The 17,289-nt window shown below is 70.1% G+C and carries 14 protein-coding genes; 8 read left to right on the plus strand and 6 right to left on the minus strand.

The window, feature by feature from the left end; genetic code table 11:
• Positions 1-23 precede the first annotated feature (23 nt).
• On the minus strand, positions 24-1,058 hold the full coding sequence (gene sepH, locus ACXKZB_RS09440; RefSeq protein ID WP_456795425.1) for a septation protein SepH: 1,035 nt from the start codon (positions 1,056-1,058) through the stop codon (positions 24-26).
• A 266-nt stretch (positions 1,059-1,324) separates the two neighbouring features.
• On the opposite strand from sepH, the gene ACXKZB_RS09445 reads away from it, so the two are divergent.
• Positions 1,325-1,624 (plus strand): DUF4193 domain-containing protein, encoded by a 300-nt coding sequence (locus tag ACXKZB_RS09445; protein WP_031263038.1) that lies wholly within the window; start codon positions 1,325-1,327, stop codon positions 1,622-1,624.
• Between the two features lie 104 nt (positions 1,625-1,728).
• Here ACXKZB_RS09445 and ACXKZB_RS09450 read toward each other — a convergent pair whose 3' ends face one another.
• Positions 1,729-2,160: a DUF3093 domain-containing protein gene (locus ACXKZB_RS09450; RefSeq protein WP_111086383.1), complete on the minus strand. Its 432-nt coding sequence runs from the start codon at positions 2,158-2,160 to the stop codon at positions 1,729-1,731.
• A gap of 66 nt (positions 2,161-2,226) precedes the next feature.
• On the opposite strand from ACXKZB_RS09450, the gene dut reads away from it, so the two are divergent.
• From dut to ACXKZB_RS09480, 6 genes are all read left to right on the plus strand, one after another.
• Complete coding sequence (dut, locus tag ACXKZB_RS09455; RefSeq protein ID WP_488825859.1) at positions 2,227-2,718, plus strand: dUTP diphosphatase; 492 nt, start codon at positions 2,227-2,229, stop codon at positions 2,716-2,718.
• The gene (locus tag ACXKZB_RS09460) at positions 2,715-3,452 is read left to right on the plus strand and encodes a DUF3710 domain-containing protein (protein ID WP_261784215.1); all 738 of its coding nucleotides are present in this window, start codon (positions 2,715-2,717) and stop codon (positions 3,450-3,452) included. The genes dut and ACXKZB_RS09460 overlap by 4 nt, the downstream gene beginning before the upstream one ends.
• Positions 3,453-3,499: 47 nt before the next feature.
• Complete coding sequence (locus tag ACXKZB_RS09465; RefSeq protein ID WP_488825860.1) at positions 3,500-4,255, plus strand: DUF3159 domain-containing protein; 756 nt, start codon at positions 3,500-3,502, stop codon at positions 4,253-4,255.
• Positions 4,256-4,383: 128 nt separating this feature from the next.
• A complete protein-coding gene (gene acnA / locus ACXKZB_RS09470) occupies positions 4,384-7,200 on the plus strand; it encodes an aconitate hydratase AcnA (RefSeq protein ID WP_123312762.1) in 2,817 nt (938 codons plus the stop codon).
• A gap of 132 nt (positions 7,201-7,332) precedes the next feature.
• Positions 7,333-9,264: a 1-deoxy-D-xylulose-5-phosphate synthase gene (dxs, locus tag ACXKZB_RS09475; RefSeq protein ID WP_488825861.1), complete on the plus strand. Its 1,932-nt coding sequence runs from the start codon at positions 7,333-7,335 to the stop codon at positions 9,262-9,264.
• Between the two features lie 126 nt (positions 9,265-9,390).
• On the plus strand, positions 9,391-10,425 hold the full coding sequence (locus ACXKZB_RS09480; RefSeq protein ID WP_488825862.1) for a hypothetical protein: 1,035 nt from the start codon (positions 9,391-9,393) through the stop codon (positions 10,423-10,425).
• Between the two features lie 114 nt (positions 10,426-10,539).
• Here the strand turns inward: ACXKZB_RS09480 and ACXKZB_RS09485 are convergent, their stop codons facing one another.
• The 4 genes from ACXKZB_RS09485 to ACXKZB_RS09500 form a co-directional block, all read right to left on the minus strand.
• Positions 10,540-12,684: a 3-hydroxyacyl-CoA dehydrogenase NAD-binding domain-containing protein gene (locus tag ACXKZB_RS09485; RefSeq protein WP_488822839.1), complete on the minus strand. Its 2,145-nt coding sequence runs from the start codon at positions 12,682-12,684 to the stop codon at positions 10,540-10,542.
• Positions 12,681-13,901 (minus strand): thiolase family protein, encoded by a 1,221-nt coding sequence (locus ACXKZB_RS09490; protein WP_488822841.1) that lies wholly within the window; start codon positions 13,899-13,901, stop codon positions 12,681-12,683. Before ACXKZB_RS09490 ends, ACXKZB_RS09485 begins: the two co-directional genes overlap by 4 nt.
• A gap of 127 nt (positions 13,902-14,028) precedes the next feature.
• Positions 14,029-15,285, minus strand: a complete 1,257-nt coding sequence (locus ACXKZB_RS09495) for an HRDC domain-containing protein (protein WP_488822843.1) — start codon at positions 15,283-15,285, stop codon at positions 14,029-14,031.
• Positions 15,282-15,863 (minus strand): DUF3000 domain-containing protein, encoded by a 582-nt coding sequence (locus ACXKZB_RS09500; RefSeq protein WP_123312757.1) that lies wholly within the window; start codon positions 15,861-15,863, stop codon positions 15,282-15,284. The genes ACXKZB_RS09495 and ACXKZB_RS09500 overlap by 4 nt, the downstream gene beginning before the upstream one ends.
• Before the next feature lie 23 nt (positions 15,864-15,886).
• Between ACXKZB_RS09500 and ACXKZB_RS09505 the strand changes: the two genes are divergently transcribed.
• Entirely contained in the window at positions 15,887-17,110 is a 1,224-nt protein-coding gene (locus tag ACXKZB_RS09505; protein WP_488822845.1) for an alpha/beta hydrolase family protein, read from the plus strand.
• The last annotated feature ends 179 nt before the right edge of the window (positions 17,111-17,289 follow it).

Here is a 17,289-nt window from a genome sequence, read left to right on the forward strand (position 1 = left end):
CGCCGCGGATCAGTCCGAACGGATCAGGCCGGGTCCTCCGGGCGGGTGCCGAAGACGATCTCGTCCCAGCTCGGCATCGACCGGCGGTTGCGCTTCTTGCGCTCGGCACGTCCCTCGGCCTCGGGCGCCGATGCCGGGCGGGCGTCGGTCGACGACGGGGCGGTGTCGCTCTCGGGCTGGTCCTCGAACCCCTGCAGCGGGATGTCGACGACGCTGATCGAGGTGCCGCGGGCGGGCTCGTCGCGCTGCTCGCCGAACGAGGCGGCTTCGCGCTCGCCCCGGCGTCGGCGGAGGGCCTCGAGCAGGTCGGCGGTCTCGTTGCCGGGTGCGCGCTCCTCGACGGCCGCCTGTCCGATGCGGGGCAGCGGTGCACGGAGCGGCGCGCGGTCGGGGACGTCGGGGTTCGTGACGGCCTCGTCCTCTTCCTCGACACGGAAGGCGCCGGAGTCGAAGCGGGTGCCGTCGTCGTCCTGCTGCTCGTACTCCACGGCGCGCAGGCGGGGCGCGATGCCCTCGTCGTCGGTGTGCGAGAGCCGGTGCGCGTCGCCGTTGTCTGGCACGAGCGTCGAGGTCTTCGGGTCGAAGCGCCACTGGGCGTCGTGCTCGACCTCGGCCGCGGTGTAGCGGACCCGGACCTGCCAGCCGCTCTCCGGGTGCTTCCAGGAGCCCCAGCTGATCGCGGTGGCCTCGCCGGCCTCGAGCTTCGCGGTGATCGCCGCGCCGAAGGTGTCGGGGGCCTCGTCGTCCACCGGGGTCACCGGGACGCGGTGCGAGGCGTCGAGCACGAACGCGCGCTCGGCCAGCACCGGACCCTCGAAGCGTCGGACGTACTCGACGTCGACGTCGAGCGCGGCGGCGACGTCGGCGGCGTCGGCACCACCGCGGATGCGTGCCTGGACGTCCTTCGGCGAAACCCGCTTCTGCGGCCCGGCGTCGGGGTTGGCCTGCCGGACCTGCCCCGGCAGCGAGGACGTGACGGGCAACCGGAACTCGGTACCGCCGTCGGTCGCCAGGAGGAGTGCGCCTGCCTCGACTCCGATGACTCTCACGTCTTGCATGGTCCAGCCTTCCCAGCGTCGCGTACGGTCGTGCGTCGTACCCCGTGAGTATGCAGTGGTCGTGGACGGTTTCCACGGAGGCGCACGGGCGTGCCGCGGAGTCTGCGGCGAGCGTCGACGGGTGTCGGGAATGTCTGAAACGGGGTACGGGTTGCAGGGCCGTGACGACGCGCCGCAGATCTCGGTTTGCACTCTGGCGGGACGTCGTGCAAACTGTCGCCGCCGATCACCCGGCGACGACCTCTCGATACGAGAAATGGATGGGCATGGCCACCGATTACGACGCCCCCCGGAAGACCGATGACAACTCCGATTCGGAGTCGATCGAGGCCCTCAAGGAGCGCGTTCCCGACAAGATGTCGGGGGTCGTCGACGATGATTCGGACAACCCCGGCAGCTTCGAACTCGCCGGGCAGGACCTGAGCGACGTCGACCTCGACGTCGTGGTGCTGCCCCCGCAGGTCGATGAGTTCACCTGCGTCGAGTGCTTCCTCGTGAAGCACCGCTCCCAGCTCGACCACGAGTCGAAGCTCGGGCCGGTCTGCGCGGAATGCGCGGCGCTCTAGGCGCAACGATCACCGAAGGCCCCGCATCCTCCAGGATGCGGGGCCTTCGTCGTGCGGTGCGGGGCGGACGCGCGCCGGGCCTCCCGTCCGCCCGTCGCGGTCCGTCAGGACCGGAGCGCCTCGACCACCTTGGTGGGCTGCCGGACGCTGACCAGCCAGTAGGGCGTCGGGTCGGCGTCGTCGCGGACCTCGACCTTGACGACCCCGCGCACGTACCCGCGGAAGAGCGTCCACGCTCGAGCGTCGAGCTTCGGGCCGCGCTGCGTGGTCGCCTCGGCGCCCTCGAACGCCTCGACGCTGCCGACGAGTGCGCGGGGGAGGTGCGCCTTGCCGGCGCGGAACTCGCTGTCCGTGACCTCGATGGTGGGTGCGAGTGCCCACAGGAGCACGAGGACGCCGAGCTCCATGCCGATCGCCACGAGCACACCGGCAAGGACGCTGATGGGCAGGAACACGAGCAGGGTGGCGGGGATGACGAGCGCCGTCGCCAGGTACAGGGCGGGCGGGGCCCAGAGTCGTTCGCGGTACAGGGTCACGAGTCCATTCGACCACGACTCGGGCCAGGTCACGGTCGGGTCACGTCTCTGCACTACCCTCGACACGTGACCGAACCAGTCGACGTCCTCTGGACCGGGGAGAACCGCCCCGGACACGCCCACCCCGGCGACGCGGGTGCCGACCTCGTCTCGGCCGAGTCCTTCGTGCTGCAGCCGGGTGAGCGACACCTCGCAGCGACGGGGCTGCGGATCGCGCTCCCCGAGGGGTACGCCGCGTTCGTGGTCCCGCGCAGCGGCCTCGCCGCGAAGCACGGCATCAGCATCGTCAACAGCCCGGGCACGGTCGACTCCGGGTACCGCGGCGAGATCAAGGTCGCACTGCTCAACACCGACCGGTCCGAGCCGTACGAGGTGCACGTCGGTGACCGCATCGCGCAGCTGATCGTGATGCCCGTCCCGCGGGTGACGTACACGCACGTCGAGGACCTGCCCGACAGCGTCCGGGGCCAGGGTGGCTTCGGCTCGTCGGGCTACGGTGACCGGAGCGGCGCCGTGACCGGTGCCGCCCACGATGTTCAGGAAGGAACGCGCGCATGAAGTTCGGTCGACGCAAGCGTGACGAGGGCGAGGTGGCCGAGGTCGAGGTGGCCGAGGCCGTCGCCGACGAGGTCGAGATCGCGGACACGTCTCCCGAGGTCGACATCGCGACGGACGCCGACGCGGACCTCGACGAGGTCGACGCGGTGGCCCCCACGGACAAGTCCGCGCCCGAGGACCGCGCCGAGAACGGTCCGCACGACGAGACCGAGGCGAACCTGGTCCGCCCGTACGTCGACCTGGGTGGCGTGAAGGTCCTGCCGCGCGAGGGGCTGCACCTGCGCCTCGAGGTGGAGGAGGGCTCGCAGCGTGTCGTCGCGGTCGGGCTCGACTACGACGACTCGACGCTCCAGGTCCAGCCGTTCGCCGCACCCCGCTCGACGGGCCTGTGGCACGAGATCCGCGCGCAGATCGCCGAGCAGATCGAGCGCCAGGGCGGTGTCGTGACCGAGGTCGACGGCCCGTTCGGCCCCGAGCTCCGTGCATCCGTGCCCGTCGCGGTCGACGGCGACGGCGGCGCGGCCGGCGTCCGCCCGGCCCGCTTCGTCGGCGTCGACGGTCCCCGCTGGTTCCTGCGCGGCGTGATCGCCGGCAAGGCCGCCGAGCAGCCCGACGACGCGAGCGAGATCGAGGAGCTGTTCCGCAGCGTCGTCGTCGTGCGCGGCACGACGCCGATGCCGCCGCGCGACCTCATCCCGCTGCACATGCCGAAGTCGACGCAGACCGCGATCTGACGCTGCGGCCGGCTGACGACCTGACGACGAACCCGCCTGGAGGCACGGTGCCGGAACACGACGACACCCCACGACCCGAGACGGCCGGGTCCGAGCCCGTCGCGCCGTCGTTCTCCTCCCAGTTCCGCGACGCGGTGCAGAACGCCGGCATCGCCCGGGTCGCTCCCGGCGAGGCACCGTCCGGCCGTGCGCTGCTCGGTGCGGTCGGCGGGATCCGTGGGCTGGCCGAGTCGGTGCTGCCCGGGTTCGCGTTCCTGGTCGTCTACGCGATCACGAAGGAGCTCGTGCCGAGCGTCGTGATCCCCGTGGTGGTCGGTCTGGTGTTCGTCGCACTGCGCCTGGCGCAGCGGCAGTCGCTGACGATGTCCTTCGCCGGCATCCTCGGCGTCGCGGTGTCGGCCGGGCTCGCGCTCATCACGGGGCGTGCCGAGAGCAACTTCATCCCGGGGATCGTCATCAACTCGGTGTGGCTGGTCGGGCTCCTGGGCTCGCTGGCCGTGCGGTGGCCGCTCATCGGTCTGGTCGTCGGGTTCCTGCTGCCGGCGAACGAGGACGGCTCGCACGTCGACTGGCGGGCCGACCCGGTCAAGCGCCGCGTGCTGACGGTCGCCACCTGGGTCTGGGTCGGGCTGTTCGCGCTCCGCCTGGCCGTCGAGGTGCCGCTGTACCTCACCGCCCAGGTCGAGCTGCTGGCGGGCCTCAAGCTCATCCTCGGCGTGCCGCTCTACGCCGCCGTGCTCTGGGTCACGTGGTTGCTGGTCCGGACCGTGTTCGTGCGAGGGGACGACGCCGCCACGGTGTAGCGTTGTCTCGACATCGAGATAGTTCTCGGAGAGCGCGCTCGCGTTCTCGGGATTAGGTTTGCCTTGCTGGTGGGACGGTCCACGGCCCGCGAGGATGAGGGCAAACCGATCAGTAGGGAGGCGGCACGGTGGCTGCAGTCAATAGCTTCGGCTCGAAGGACACACTGTCGGTTGGGGGTGTCGACTACGCGATCCACCGGATCGACACGGTGCCCGGGCACGAGAAGCTCCCGTACAGCCTCAAGGTGCTGCTCGAGAACCTCCTCCGCACCGAGGACGGCAAGAACGTCACCGAGGCGCAGATCCGCGCGCTCGGCTCCTGGCGCCCCGACGCCGACCCGGACACCGAGATCCAGTTCTCGCCGGCGCGCGTGGTGATGCAGGACTTCACGGGTGTTCCGTGCATCGTCGACCTCGCCACCATGCGCGAGGCCATGGCGGACATCGGCGGCGACCCGAACAAGATCAACCCGCTGTCGCCGGCCGAGATGGTCATCGACCACTCGGTCATCGCCGACCTCTTCGGCAGCACGGACGCGCTCCAGCGCAACACCGACCTCGAGTACGAGCGGAACGGTGAGCGCTACCAGTTCCTCCGCTGGGGCCAGACCGCGTTCGAGGACTTCAAGGTCGTCCCGCCGGGCACCGGCATCGTGCACCAGGTGAACATCGAGTACCTGGCGAAGGTCACCTACACGCGGGACTTCGACGGTGAGACGTACGCCTACCCGGACACCCTCGTCGGCACCGACTCGCACACCACGATGGTGAACGGGCTCGGCGTGCTCGGCTGGGGCGTCGGCGGCATCGAGGCCGAGGCCGCGATGCTCGGCCAGCCCGTCTCGATGCTCATCCCGAAGGTGGTCGGCTTCAAGCTCTCCGGCGAGATCCCGGCCGGCGTGACCGCGACCGACGTGGTGCTCACCATCACGCAGGAGCTCCGCAAGCACGGCGTCGTCGGCAAGTTCGTCGAGTTCTACGGCGAGGGCGTCAGTGCCGTCCCGCTCGCGAACCGCGCCACCATCGGCAACATGTCGCCCGAGTTCGGTTCGACGGCGGCGATCTTCCCGGTCGACGACGTCACGCTCGACTACCTGCGCCTGACCGGTCGCGACGAGGCGCAGATCGCCCTGGTCGAGGCGTACTCCAAGGCCCAGGGCCTCTGGCACGACGCCTCGGTGGAGCCGAACTACTCCGAGTACATGGAGCTCGACCTCTCCACGGTCGTGCCGTCGATCTCCGGTCCGAAGCGCCCCCAGGACCGCATCGAGCTGACGAACGCGAAGAGCCAGTTCGAGGTCGACCTGAACAACTACACGACCCCGAGCGAGCAGACCGACCTCGACGACGCGGTGGAGGAGACCTTCCCCGCCTCCGACCCGATCGCCGCGGGCTCCACCAACGAGGACACCGACCTGCACGAGCACGTCTACGTGTCGAGCGCCCCGTCGACGGCCTCGGCCCCGACGAAGGTCGCGATGGACGGGGCCGACCCGTTCACGATCGACCACGGCGCCGTCGCGATCGCCGCGATCACGTCGTGCACGAACACGTCGAACCCGTCCGTCATGATGGCGGCCGGCATCCTGGCGCGGAACGCCGCCGCCAAGGGCCTCACCTCGAAGCCCTGGGTCAAGACGACGCTCGCGCCCGGTTCCAAGGTCGTCACCGACTACTACGAGAAGGCCGGACTCACGACCTACCTCGAGCAGCTCGGCTTCTACACGGTGGGCTACGGCTGCACCACCTGCATCGGCAACTCGGGCCCGCTGCCGGACGAGATCTCGCAGGCCGTGCAGGACAACGACCTCGCCGTCACCGCGGTGCTCTCCGGCAACCGCAACTTCGAGGGTCGGATCAACCCCGACGTCAAGATGAACTACCTGGCGTCCCCGCCGCTGGTCATCGCCTACGCCCTCGCCGGGTCGATGCACTTCGACTTCGACAAGGACGCCCTCGGGCAGGACCAGGACGGCAACGACGTCTACCTGCAGGACATCTGGCCCGACGCGGCCGAGGTGCAGCAGGTCATCGACGAGTCGATCGACACCGAGATGTTCACCCACGAGTACGGCTCCGTGTTCGAGGGCGACGACCGCTGGAAGAACCTGCCGACCCCCACGGGCGACACCTTCGAGTGGGACCAGGAGTCGACCTACGTGCGGAAGCCCCCGTACTTCGAGGGCATGACCATGCAGCCCGACGCGGTGTCGGACATCTCCGGCGCCCGCGTGCTGGCGAAGCTCGGTGACTCGGTCACGACCGACCACATCTCGCCCGCCGGTTCGATCAAGGCGGACAGCCCGGCCGGCAAGTACCTGGCGGAGCACGGCGTGGACCGCAAGGACTTCAACTCCTACGGTTCCCGTCGTGGCAACCACGAGGTGATGATCCGCGGCACGTTCGCGAACATCCGCCTGCGCAACCAGCTGCTGGACGGTGTCGAGGGCGGCTACACCCGCGACTTCACCACCGCCGACGGCGAGCAGTCGTTCATCTACGACGCCTCGCAGCACTACCAGGAGCAGGGCATCCCGCTCGTCATCTTCGGTGGCAAGGAGTACGGCTCGGGCTCGTCGCGCGACTGGGCGGCCAAGGGCACGAACCTGCTCGGCGTCCGCGCCGTCATCACCGAGAGCTTCGAGCGGATCCACCGCTCGAACCTGATCGGCATGGGTGTGGTCCCGCTGCAGTTCCCGGCGGGCGAGACCGTCGAGTCCCTCGGACTCGACGGCACCGAGGTCGTCTCGATCTCCGGCCTGACCGAGCTGAACGAGGGCCGCACCCCGAAGACCGTGCACGTCACCGCGACGCCGAGCGAGCACTCGCCCGCCGGCAAGCAGCCGGTCGAGTTCGACGCGGTCGTCCGCATCGACACCCCGGGTGAGGCCGACTACTACCGCAACGGCGGCATCCTGCAGTACGTGCTCCGCTCGCTCGTCTGAACGACGTGAGCACGGGTCGCTGACGCGACCGACGACCGGCCTGGAGGCGCGGTGCCAGCTGGCACCGCGCCTCCCGTCCGTTGTCGGGTCCCGAGAATAGAGTGGGCCGACAGCCCCACGAAAGGAGCGCCCGTGAGCCTGCTCAGCAGCATCACGTCGCCGCGCGACCTGAAGCGTCTCTCCGACGCGCAGATGACCGACCTCGCCGCCGAGATCCGCCGGTTCCTGGTGGCCGAGGTCGCGAAGACCGGCGGGCACCTCGGACCGAACCTCGGCGTCGTCGAGCTGACGCTCGCGATGCACCGGGTCTTCGACTCGCCGAACGACCCGTTCGTGTTCGACACCGGACACCAGTCGTACGTGCACAAGCTCGTCACGGGGCGCCAGGACTTCTCGAAGCTGCGCGAGCGGGGCGGCATCGCCGGCTACCCGCAGCGGAGCGAGTCCGAGCACGACATCGTCGAGTCCTCGCACGCGTCGTCGTCGCTGTCGTGGGCCGACGGAATCTCCCGCGCGTTCGGGCAGACCGGGCAGACCGACCGCACCGTCGTCGCGGTCGTCGGGGACGGTGCGCTCACCGGCGGGATGACGTGGGAGGCGCTCAACAACATCTCGGACGACAACGACCGCCGGCTGGTCATCGTGGTCAACGACAACGGCCGGTCCTACGCCCCGACGATCGGTGGCATGGCGCGGTTCCTCAGCTCGATGCGGACGCGGCGCGAGTACCGGGCGCTGTACGAGACCTCGCGGGCGGTGGCGGACCGGTTCGGTGCCCCCGGACGTGCGGTCTACCGGGGGATGCGTGGGGGCCTGCACGGGTTCCTGTCGCGGTTCACGAACAACGAGGCGCTGTACTCGAACCTCGACATCAAGTACATCGGCCCGGTCAACGGCCACGATCAACGGGCGATGGAAGCGGCGCTCCGCCAGGCGAAGGCCTACGGTGCCCCGACGATCGTGCACGCGATCACCGAGAAGGGGCACGGGTTCGAACCCGCCCTGCGCGATCAGGCCGACCAGTTCCACGCCGTCGGACACATCGACCCGGAGACGGGGGAGTCGCTCGACGCCGCGTCTGGGCCGTCGTGGACCTCCGTGTTCGCGTCGGCGCTGGCGTCGGCCGGCGACTCCGACCCCCGGATCGTCGCGATCACGGCGGCGATGCTCCGGCCGACCGGGCTGCACCTGTTCCAGGAGCAGCACCCCGACCGCGTGTACGACGTCGGCATCGCCGAGCAGCACGCCGTCACCACGGCAGCTGGTCTGGCTTACGGCGGCCTGCACCCGGTCGTGGCGCTCTACGCGACGTTCCTGAACCGTGCGTTCGACCAGGTGCTGATGGACGTCGCCCTGCACAAGGCCGGCGTGACCTTCGTGCTCGACCGCGCCGGGATCACCGGGCCGGACGGCCCCTCGCACCACGGCATGTGGGACCTTGCACTGCTGCAGGTGGTGCCGGGGATCCGGATCGCGGCTCCGCGCGACGCCGCGACCCTGCGTGAGGAGTTCCGCGAGGCGATCGCCGTCGACGACGCCCCCACCGTGCTGCGCTGGTCGAAGGGGCAGGTCGGGCCGGACATCCCCGCGCTGCGCCGGATGGACGACGGGGTGGACGTGTTGCACGCCGCCGCGGACGGCGTCGAGGACGTGCTCTTCGTGGCCGTCGGCTCGATGGTGCCGACCGCACTCGAGGCCGCCGGGCTGCTCGAGGCGCAGGGCATCGGCGTCACCGTGGTCGACCCGCGCTGGGTGGTGCCGATCCCGTCGTCGCTCATCGAGCTGTCGCGGACGCACCGCCTGGTCATCACGATCGAGGACGGCGTGCGGGTCGGCGGCGTCGGCACACGACTGCGGCAGGACCTGCGGGCCGCCGGGGTCGACACCGGCGTGAACGAGTTGGGCCTGCCGGACGAGTTCATCGACCACGCGACCCGGTCACAGATCCTCGCCGACGTCGGGTTGACGGCGCAGGCGATCGCCCGCGACGTCATCGACCAGGTCGTCGGAACGAAGTTGCCGCAGGCGAAGCCCGCGCGATCGCGGGAGTCCGCTGATCGATAAGGTCGACGGCATGCGCATCGCCCTCGTCAGCTGGACTGCCGCGACGCAGTGGACGGTCGATTGCAAGTAGGCGCCTTCAACCGACTGGGATTTCGGAGCAGCCTCTTCTCTTTCTTGTGGTTGTCCATGTCCGCCATTCTCGGCAGCCTTCTGATCGTGTGGGTCTGGGCTGTGATCACGGTAGGCGTGCCGGACTCACCCAGAGTTTGGACCGTCGCAATCGAAGGTGCCTCGGAAGTCGGCCGTGGCATCGGACACTCGATCGATGCGGTGGCGGGGATCGTCGTGACGGTGCTCCTCGGCTTCTACATAGCGATCATCGGCGGCCAGTTCACACCGGGGATCGACATCGTGTCGCTCCGCCGCAAGCTCAGCTCGGCCGCGTTGATCCTCGCTGTCCTCTTCGTTTGTCTGTCGGCGCTGACGATCACGTGGGAGACCCGCGACGGGAGCTCTTTCGGAGAGATAGTCGTCGTCGTCATCGAAGTGGTGATCACAACAGGACTTGCGATCGAGTTGACGTCGTGGGTGCTGCTCTCGCGGGCTCTTCAAGTTGAACAGAACCTGATCGCGTTGGAAAGGTCTCGAGCAAGACTGCGATCGTTGGGTGCCGGGATGCGGGGGTCTGCGCGTCGTGGGTGGTCGTTGACCGTGTTGATCCCGGTTCTTGTTCCTGCGGTCCCATCAGTGGTCTTGAGTCTTCTCGGAAACGATCGCTCCATGTCGCTCGTGCTCGCGCTCGTACTGGCCACCGTGATGTCCCAGGGGAGCTTCGGTCTGGTGTTCTGGTCTCGTCTGACAGGACTGCCCGGGATCGTTCGTTGGACCACGCCCGCAGTGGTGGCATTCGTGGGTTTCTGGGCGCTCATCACCACGCTGTATCTGGCAGTGACCGATCACGGGCTCCAGGCTGTAGCGACGCTCCTCGCCTTCGTCGTCCCGTTGATGCTGAACCTGGCCAGCGACATCGGGCGATCAGCGATCCCGCTCACGCTCACGCTCAAGCCGCTCATCGCGCGGATTGAGTACGTCGACGCAGTCCTCGCGAGACGCGCTAGCCTGCAACGCCTCGAGAGGCTGACCGCTCCTGATCACGACCGCAACGATGACGAAGATCAGCAACTCCTCGACTGGTTGCAGAGGACGTCGCACGCCCGTTGACGGCCTGTGGCTCGTTCGCCGAAGTCGGCTGCTTCCGCACAACCAAAGTCACCCCGAACCACGGCGATCCGCGGTTCGGGGTGACTTCGGTTGTGCGGGACGGACTCGGGCCGGCTAGCGGGAAGCCGGGCCGACGATCAGCGGGTCGTGGAAGCTCCCGCCGAAGACGCGCTCGGACGCACCGCTGCGGTCGAGGTACGGGCTGATCCCACCGGCCTGGAACGGGTAGCCCGCACCGAGGATCAGGCCGAGGTCGATCTCCTCGACGTGCTGGACGACCTCGTCCTCGAGCATGCGGTGCAGCTCGTCGGCCAGGGCGTCCTCGAAGCGCTGCTGCATCGCTGCGGCGTCGACGGGCTCCGCGTCCTTCTTGGACGGCGCGACGAGCTTGACGGCGGCAGGGTCGTACCCGGTCGCGTTGCCCTTCTTGTCGCGGGTGAGGATCTTCCCGTACTCGGCGATCTTCTTCAGCCCGTCACCGGGGTAGAAACGCTCCGGCCACGCGGCGTGGTGCGAGTCGAGCACGTGCGCCCCGACCGGCAGTCCGACGAGCTCGAGCAGCTCGAACGGCGACATCGGCAGTCCCAGCGGCGCGGCACCGGCCGCCACGACGTCGAACGAGGTGCCCTGCTCGACGCCACGCATCGCCTCACCGAGCACCCGAGCGAGCACGCGGTTCACGACGAAGCCCGGCTGGTCGGCCGTGATGATCGCCGTCTTCTTGAGCGTCTTCGCGACGGCGAGGGCAGTGACGAGTGTCTCGTCGGAGGTGTCGGCGATGCGGACGACCTCGAGCAGGGGCATCACGGCGACCGGGTTGAAGAAGTGGAACCCGACCAGGCGCGACGGGTCGGACAGCACCGAACCCATCTCGGAGACCGACAACGACGACGTGTTCGTCGCGAGGATGGCGTCCGGGGCGATGACCTGCTCGATCTTCCGGAAGACCTCCTGCTTGACGGTCATCTCCTCGAAGACGGCCTCGATCACCCAGTCGGCGTCGGCGAAGGCGTCGTAGGACACCGAGCCGCTGACGAGGGCCGTGATGCGGTTGGCGTCGTCGGGGGAGATCCGGCCCTTGTCGAGCAGCTTCGCGACCTCGCCACGGATGCGCTCCACGCCGGCGTCGACGCGGGACTGGTCGACGTCGGTGATCACCACGGGGACGCCGAGGCGACGGGCGAAGAGCAGCGCGAACTGCGACGCCATCAGCCCGGCGCCGAGGACACCGACCTTCGTGATCTTCTTCGGCTCGACGCCCTGCGGAGCGCCGACGGGCTTCTTCGCACGCTTCTGCACCAGGTCGAACGCGTACATCGACGCGGCGAACTGGTCGCCGGAGAGCAGGTCCGCGAGGGCGTCGTCCTCGTCGGCGAACCGCTCGTCCAACGAGCCGCCGCGAGCGGCGGCCACGAGGTCGAGCGCTCGGAACGGCGACTTCGGTACGGTGCCGATCTTCGACGCCACCTGCCCGCGCGCGACCTTGACGACGGTGCCCCAGGCAGCCTTCTCGAGCATGCCCGGCTCGTTCTTGCGCACCACCTTGGTCGCGCCGGTGATGACGCCGTCGGCCCAGGCCACCGCTGCGGGCAGGAACGTCACCGACGGGATGAGCACGTCGCCGATGCCGATCTCGACCGCAGCCGGGCCGTCCATCAGGCGGTTGTTCTTGAGCGGGTTCTCGACGATGACGCGGAGCGCTCGTTCGGGGCCGATCAGGCGGGGGAGGAGCGTCGCGCCACCCCAGCCGGGGATGATGCCGAGGAAGACCTCGGGCAGGCCGATGCCCTGCGCGGCGGACGAGAACGCCCGGTACGTGCAGTGCAGGGCGATCTCGAGCCCACCGCCGAGGGCCAGGGTGTTCACGAAGGTGAACGACGGCACCCCGAGGTCGGAGAACTTGCGGAGGGTGGCGTGCCCGAGGGCGGCCAGGTCGTGGGCGGCCTCGCGCGAGGGCACCGCGGCGGCCTGGGACAGGTCGGCCCCGGCGGCGAAGCAGTACTCCTTGCCGGTGATCGCGACGCCCTGGATCATCCCGGCCGCCGCCTCGGTCTTCAGGGTGTCGAGCACCCCGGAGAGTTCGTGCAGCGTGCGCGGCCCGAGGGTGTTCGGACGCTTGTAGTCCTTGCCGTTGTCGAGCGTGATGAGTGCCAGTGTGCCGCCGGAGGGCATCGTGACGTGCTTGACGAACGAGTGCGTGACGACCTCGTCCTCGCTGAGTTCGGACAGGCGGTCGGTGTCGACGGTGGTCATGCTCATGCCCCCTTCCGAGCCGAACGTGCTGCGGACTTGCTGAAACCGGGGTTCTCCCAGATGACGGTGCCGCCCTGCCCGAGCCCGATGCACATCGTGGTGATGCCGTACTGGACGTCCGGACGCTCGGCGAACTGCGCCGCGAGCTGCGTCATCAAACGGACACCGCTCGATGCCAGCGGGTGGCCGACGGCGATCGCGCCGCCCCACGCGTTGACGTTCGTGGAGTCCTGGGCGATGCCGTAGTTGTCGAGGAACGCGAGCACCTGCACGGCGAACGCCTCGTTGATCTCGAACAAGCCGATGTCGTCGATGGACAGGCCGGCCTTCGACAGCGCCTTGTCGGTGGCGGGGACCGGGCCGACGCCCATGACCTCGGGCTCGACGCCGGCGAAGGCGAAGGAGACCATCCGCATCTTCGTGGGCAGGCCGTGCTCCTTCGCGCCCTCGGCCGAGGCGAGCAGGCTCATCGTCGCGCCGTCGTTGAGGCCGGCGGCGTTGCCGGCGGTGACGCGTCCGTGCGGACGGAACGGGGTCTTCAGCGCGGCCAGGGCCTCGAGCGTGGTGCCCGGACGCGGCGGCTCGTCGGTGCTGACGACGTCCCAGCCGTCGCCCTTGTTCACCTCGACCGGGATCACGTCCGGCTGCAGCTTGCCGGCTGCCCAGGCGGCGGCGTAGCGCTGCTGCGACTGGACGGCGTAGGCGTCCGTGCGGTCCTTCGTGATCGCCGGGAAGCGGTCGTGCAGGCGCTCGGCGGTGGAACCCATGACCAGTGCGTCGCTGGACACCATGCGCTCGGCGATGAACCGCGGGTTCGGGTCGGAGTTGAAGCCCATCGGGTGGCGTCCCATGTGCTCGACGCCGCCGGCGATCGCGATGTCCGCGGCACCGAAGGCGATGGCGCCCGCGAGCGTCGTGACGCTCGTCATGGCACCGGCGCACATGCGGTCGATCGCGTACCCCGGGACCGACTTCGGCAGGCCGGCCAGCATGCCGACGGTGCGGCCGAGGGTCAGCCCCTGGTCACCCTGTTGCGTGGTCGCCGCGACGGCGACGTCGTCCACCGCTGCGGTGTCGAGCGAGGCGTTCCGGTCGAGCAGTCCGCGCATCGCGTGCACCGCGAGGTCGTCGGACCGGGTCTTCCAGAACACCCCCTTCTCGCCGGCTCGTCCGAACGGCGTCCGTACTCCGTCCACGAACACGACGTCTGATGCCTTTGGCAATCCGGGCCTCCCAGATCCTCTTCGATCGGGCCGGAACGCTGGTCGCTCCGGCCGGCCGGGCCTCGCCCGGCGACGCTCCTGACGCTATGCCCCCAGGCTGGGCGGCCGCATGCCGGTTGGGCGGTTCCTACGACTCGACGTCATCCGTCGCCGCGGGCTGCTGTGCAGCAGCGACAAAGGCCGAGGCGATGACCGAAGCCAGTTCCTCCACCTGCCACGGACGGGCCTCGTGCGCGGCGAGGGCAGCCCCGACCAGCTCGGTCGACGGTGGCGACGGCGGTGCCCACGACACCAACCGGAGGGTCTCCGGGGTCAGCAGGTTCTCGAGCGGGATGTCGAGCTCCTCGGACCGCTTCGTCACCGCAGCTCGGGCCGCCTTGTACCGGCGGTCCGCCGCGGGATTGCGGTCGGCCCAGGCGCGGGGCGGCGGGAGCGTGGCCTCGCCGGATCCGCGGAGCTTCGGCAGGTCCTCGGTCGTCCGGCCCTCGTCCACCGCGGCCCACCAGCGGTCGAGCTCGGACCGACTGGCCCGCCCCGTGAACGCCTTGAGGCCGCCGAGCTCGGCGCGCGACGCGGGTGCGGCCGCCGCCGCTGCGACGATCGCGGCGTCGGGGATGGTGCGCCCGGGAGCGATGTCGGCCGCGCGGGCGTACTCGTCACGGGCGAGCCAGAGCGACCGCGCGATCGCGAGTGCACGGGCACCACGGAGGGCGTGCATGCCGGACAGTCGGCGCCACGGCTCGGCGCGGACGGGCTTCGGGGCGCGGTGCAGCACCGCGTCGAACTCCTCTTCCGCGATGCGGGACTTCCCGGCCTCGTCGAGCTTCGCGGCGAGGGCGTCGCGCAGGTCCGGCAGGAGTTCGACGTCGAGCGATGCGTACACGAGCCACGACTGCGGCAGCGGTCGGGTCGACCAGTCGGCCGCCGAGTGCGCCTTGGCGAGCGTGATCCCGAGCAGCTGCTCGACGACGGCACCGAGCCCGACCCGGGGGAACCCGGCGATGCGTGCGCCGAGTTCGGTGTCGAAGATGCGGGTCGGGACCAGGCCGACCTCCTGCAGGCACGGCAGGTCCTGCGACGCGGCGTGGAAGAGCCACTCCTCGTCGACGATGGCCGCCTGCAGTTCGGAGAAGTCACCGATCGGGATCGGGTCGAACAGGAACGCGCCGGCACCGCGGCGGAACACCTGGATCAGGTAGGCGCGCTGCGAGTAGCGGTAGCCGCTGGCGCGCTCGGCGTCGACGGCGACGGGGCCGTGACCTGCAGCGATCGCCGCGACGGCGGCCAGGTAGTCGTCGCGCGACTCGATGACCTTGACGGCCTCGTGCGAGTCCTCGAACGCGGGGTCCGGTGCACCGGGGGTCGAACTGACGGGGTCGGTCACTTGGCGAGCCTCCTCGGGGCCAACAGGGTCACGCCGTCCGAGGCAGGAGGCAGACCGGCGAGCATGGCGACGATGTCCTGCCATGCCCGGACGTGCGCGGTGAGGTCGTCACCGCGCGGCGTCCACGATGCGCGGAGTTCCAGCTGGGCGCCGTCGCCCTGTGCGGCGAGGTCGCCGTACCCGCGCGAGATGATCTTGGTGGCCGTGCCCGAGGCGTGGTCGTACTCGGCGCCGTGCGTCTCGAGCGCGTCGACGAGCCAGCTCCACGTGACGTCGGCGACGAACTCGTCGACGCCGATCTCCGGTTCGAGCGGCGCCTGGGCGAACGAGACGACGCGGAAGGCACCGCCCCAGCCCTCGGGTTCTTCGGGGTCGTACAGGGCGATGAAGCGCCCGGTGCCGAGGTCCGACTCGACGCCGTGCGCGGTGCCGGACACGTCCGCCGCCAGGGCGATCGAGAACGGTGCGATCCGCGTGGGCGAAGGGATCTCGGTGACGGTGGTCTCGGAGCGGCTGCTGCCGGAGGACACAAACGCGCGGAGCCGCGCGAAGGCGTCGGGCTCTCGGGTTTCGGACACACATGCAGACTAGGCTCCGGGCCATGTCCCGATCCGCGCGACCCGCCGAGGACGCCGTCCAGGAGACCGCACGATCGGCCGGGTTCATCGCACTCGGCGCCGGTCTGGCCGCCGCCGCGGTGGGAACGGCCGTCATCGGCGGCTTCGTCGCCGCCGTCGCCCGTGCCGTCGTCACCCCGGACCGCAAGCGCACCGAACGCGTCCCGATCCACGCCGTCGACCCGGTCCGGATGACCGTGACCATCGAGCGGACCGCCGACACCGAGCTGCAGGGCCGCTACTCCCTGTGGTTCGGCGCCGGCACCGGGCACATGCGCGTCGGTGAGGTCCTCGGCACCACCGACACCACCGTCACGCGCCGCATCATCGCGATCGACGCCGGCGACCCGACCGCTGCACGCCGCGGTCGCTGGGGCGGCTGGTTCTACCTGACCCCCGGCGAGCTCGACGTGCCCGTCGAGGACATCGACATCCCCACACCGAACGGCCCCGCACCCGCCTGGGTCGTCCGCGCCGACGACCCGGACGCCCCGTGGGCCGTCCTCGTGCACGGCCGCGGCGTCACCCGCGCCGAGACCATCCGCGCCGTCCCGGTCTTCCGCGCTGCCGGCTACTCGGTCGTCCTCGCGTCGTGGCGGAACGACGGCGTCGCCCCGCCGAGCGTCGACGGGCGCTACGGCCTCGGCAGCACCGAGTGGGAGGACATCGACTCCGTCCTCCGCTGGCTCAGCGCCCAGAACGCGCAGAGCGTCGTGCTCATGGGCTGGTCGATGGGCGGCGCCGTCGTGCTGCAGACCCTGCTGCGCTCACGGTTCGCCGGGCTCGTCGACGGCGTGGTGCTCGAGTCGCCCGTGGTCGACTGGCACGCGGTGCTCAAGTCGCAGAGCCAGCTCATGGGGTTGCCGCGGCCGGTCCGCAAGGTCGCCCAGCGCCTGCTCCGCACGCCGCTGCTCCACCGGTTGGCGGGGCTGCAGCGGCCCGTCGACCTGCGCGAGCTCGACATGGTCACCCGGTCCGCCGAGCTGACGGTGCCGATCCTCCTGCTGCACAGTGACGACGACGGGTTCGTGCCGTCCTCGGCATCGCACGACCTGGCACGCGCCCGACCCGACCTGGTGCGGCTCGAGGTGCAGACCACGGCCCGGCACACCAAGCTCTGGAACCACGACGCCGACTGGTTCGACGCCCGCATCCTCGCGTGGCTCACCGAGGTGGTCCAGCGGCGCGGGGCGGCCAGCGCGCGGTAGAGCGACCGAAGGGCGGACGGGAGGCGCGGTGTCGACCCCGCCACGGGCCTCCCATCCGACGTTGCGTCCGTTCGGTCGCTTCGTGAGCAGGAATGGTCGGGTCACCGTCGCGCACTCGACCCTTCCTGCTCACGAAGCTTCGTGAGCATCACCGCGGAGAGACCCGGTGCAGGGCCAAG

The sequence above is a fragment of the Curtobacterium sp. ABR8 genome (assembly GCF_057812125.1).

Coding starts and splice junctions, on each gene's coding strand:
- ACXKZB_RS09505 (WP_488822845.1), top strand. CDS start 15,887: ATGTCCCGATCCGCGCGACCCGCCGAGGACGCCGTCCAGGAGACCGCA.
- ACXKZB_RS09485 (WP_488822839.1), bottom strand. CDS start 12,684: ATGAGCATGACCACCGTCGACACCGACCGCCTGTCCGAACTCAGCGAG.
- sepH (WP_456795425.1), bottom strand. CDS start 1,058: ATGCAAGACGTGAGAGTCATCGGAGTCGAGGCAGGCGCACTCCTCCTG.
- ACXKZB_RS09460 (WP_261784215.1), top strand. CDS start 2,715: ATGAAGTTCGGTCGACGCAAGCGTGACGAGGGCGAGGTGGCCGAGGTC.
- ACXKZB_RS09445 (WP_031263038.1), top strand. CDS start 1,325: ATGGCCACCGATTACGACGCCCCCCGGAAGACCGATGACAACTCCGAT.
- ACXKZB_RS09480 (WP_488825862.1), top strand. CDS start 9,391: ATGTCCGCCATTCTCGGCAGCCTTCTGATCGTGTGGGTCTGGGCTGTG.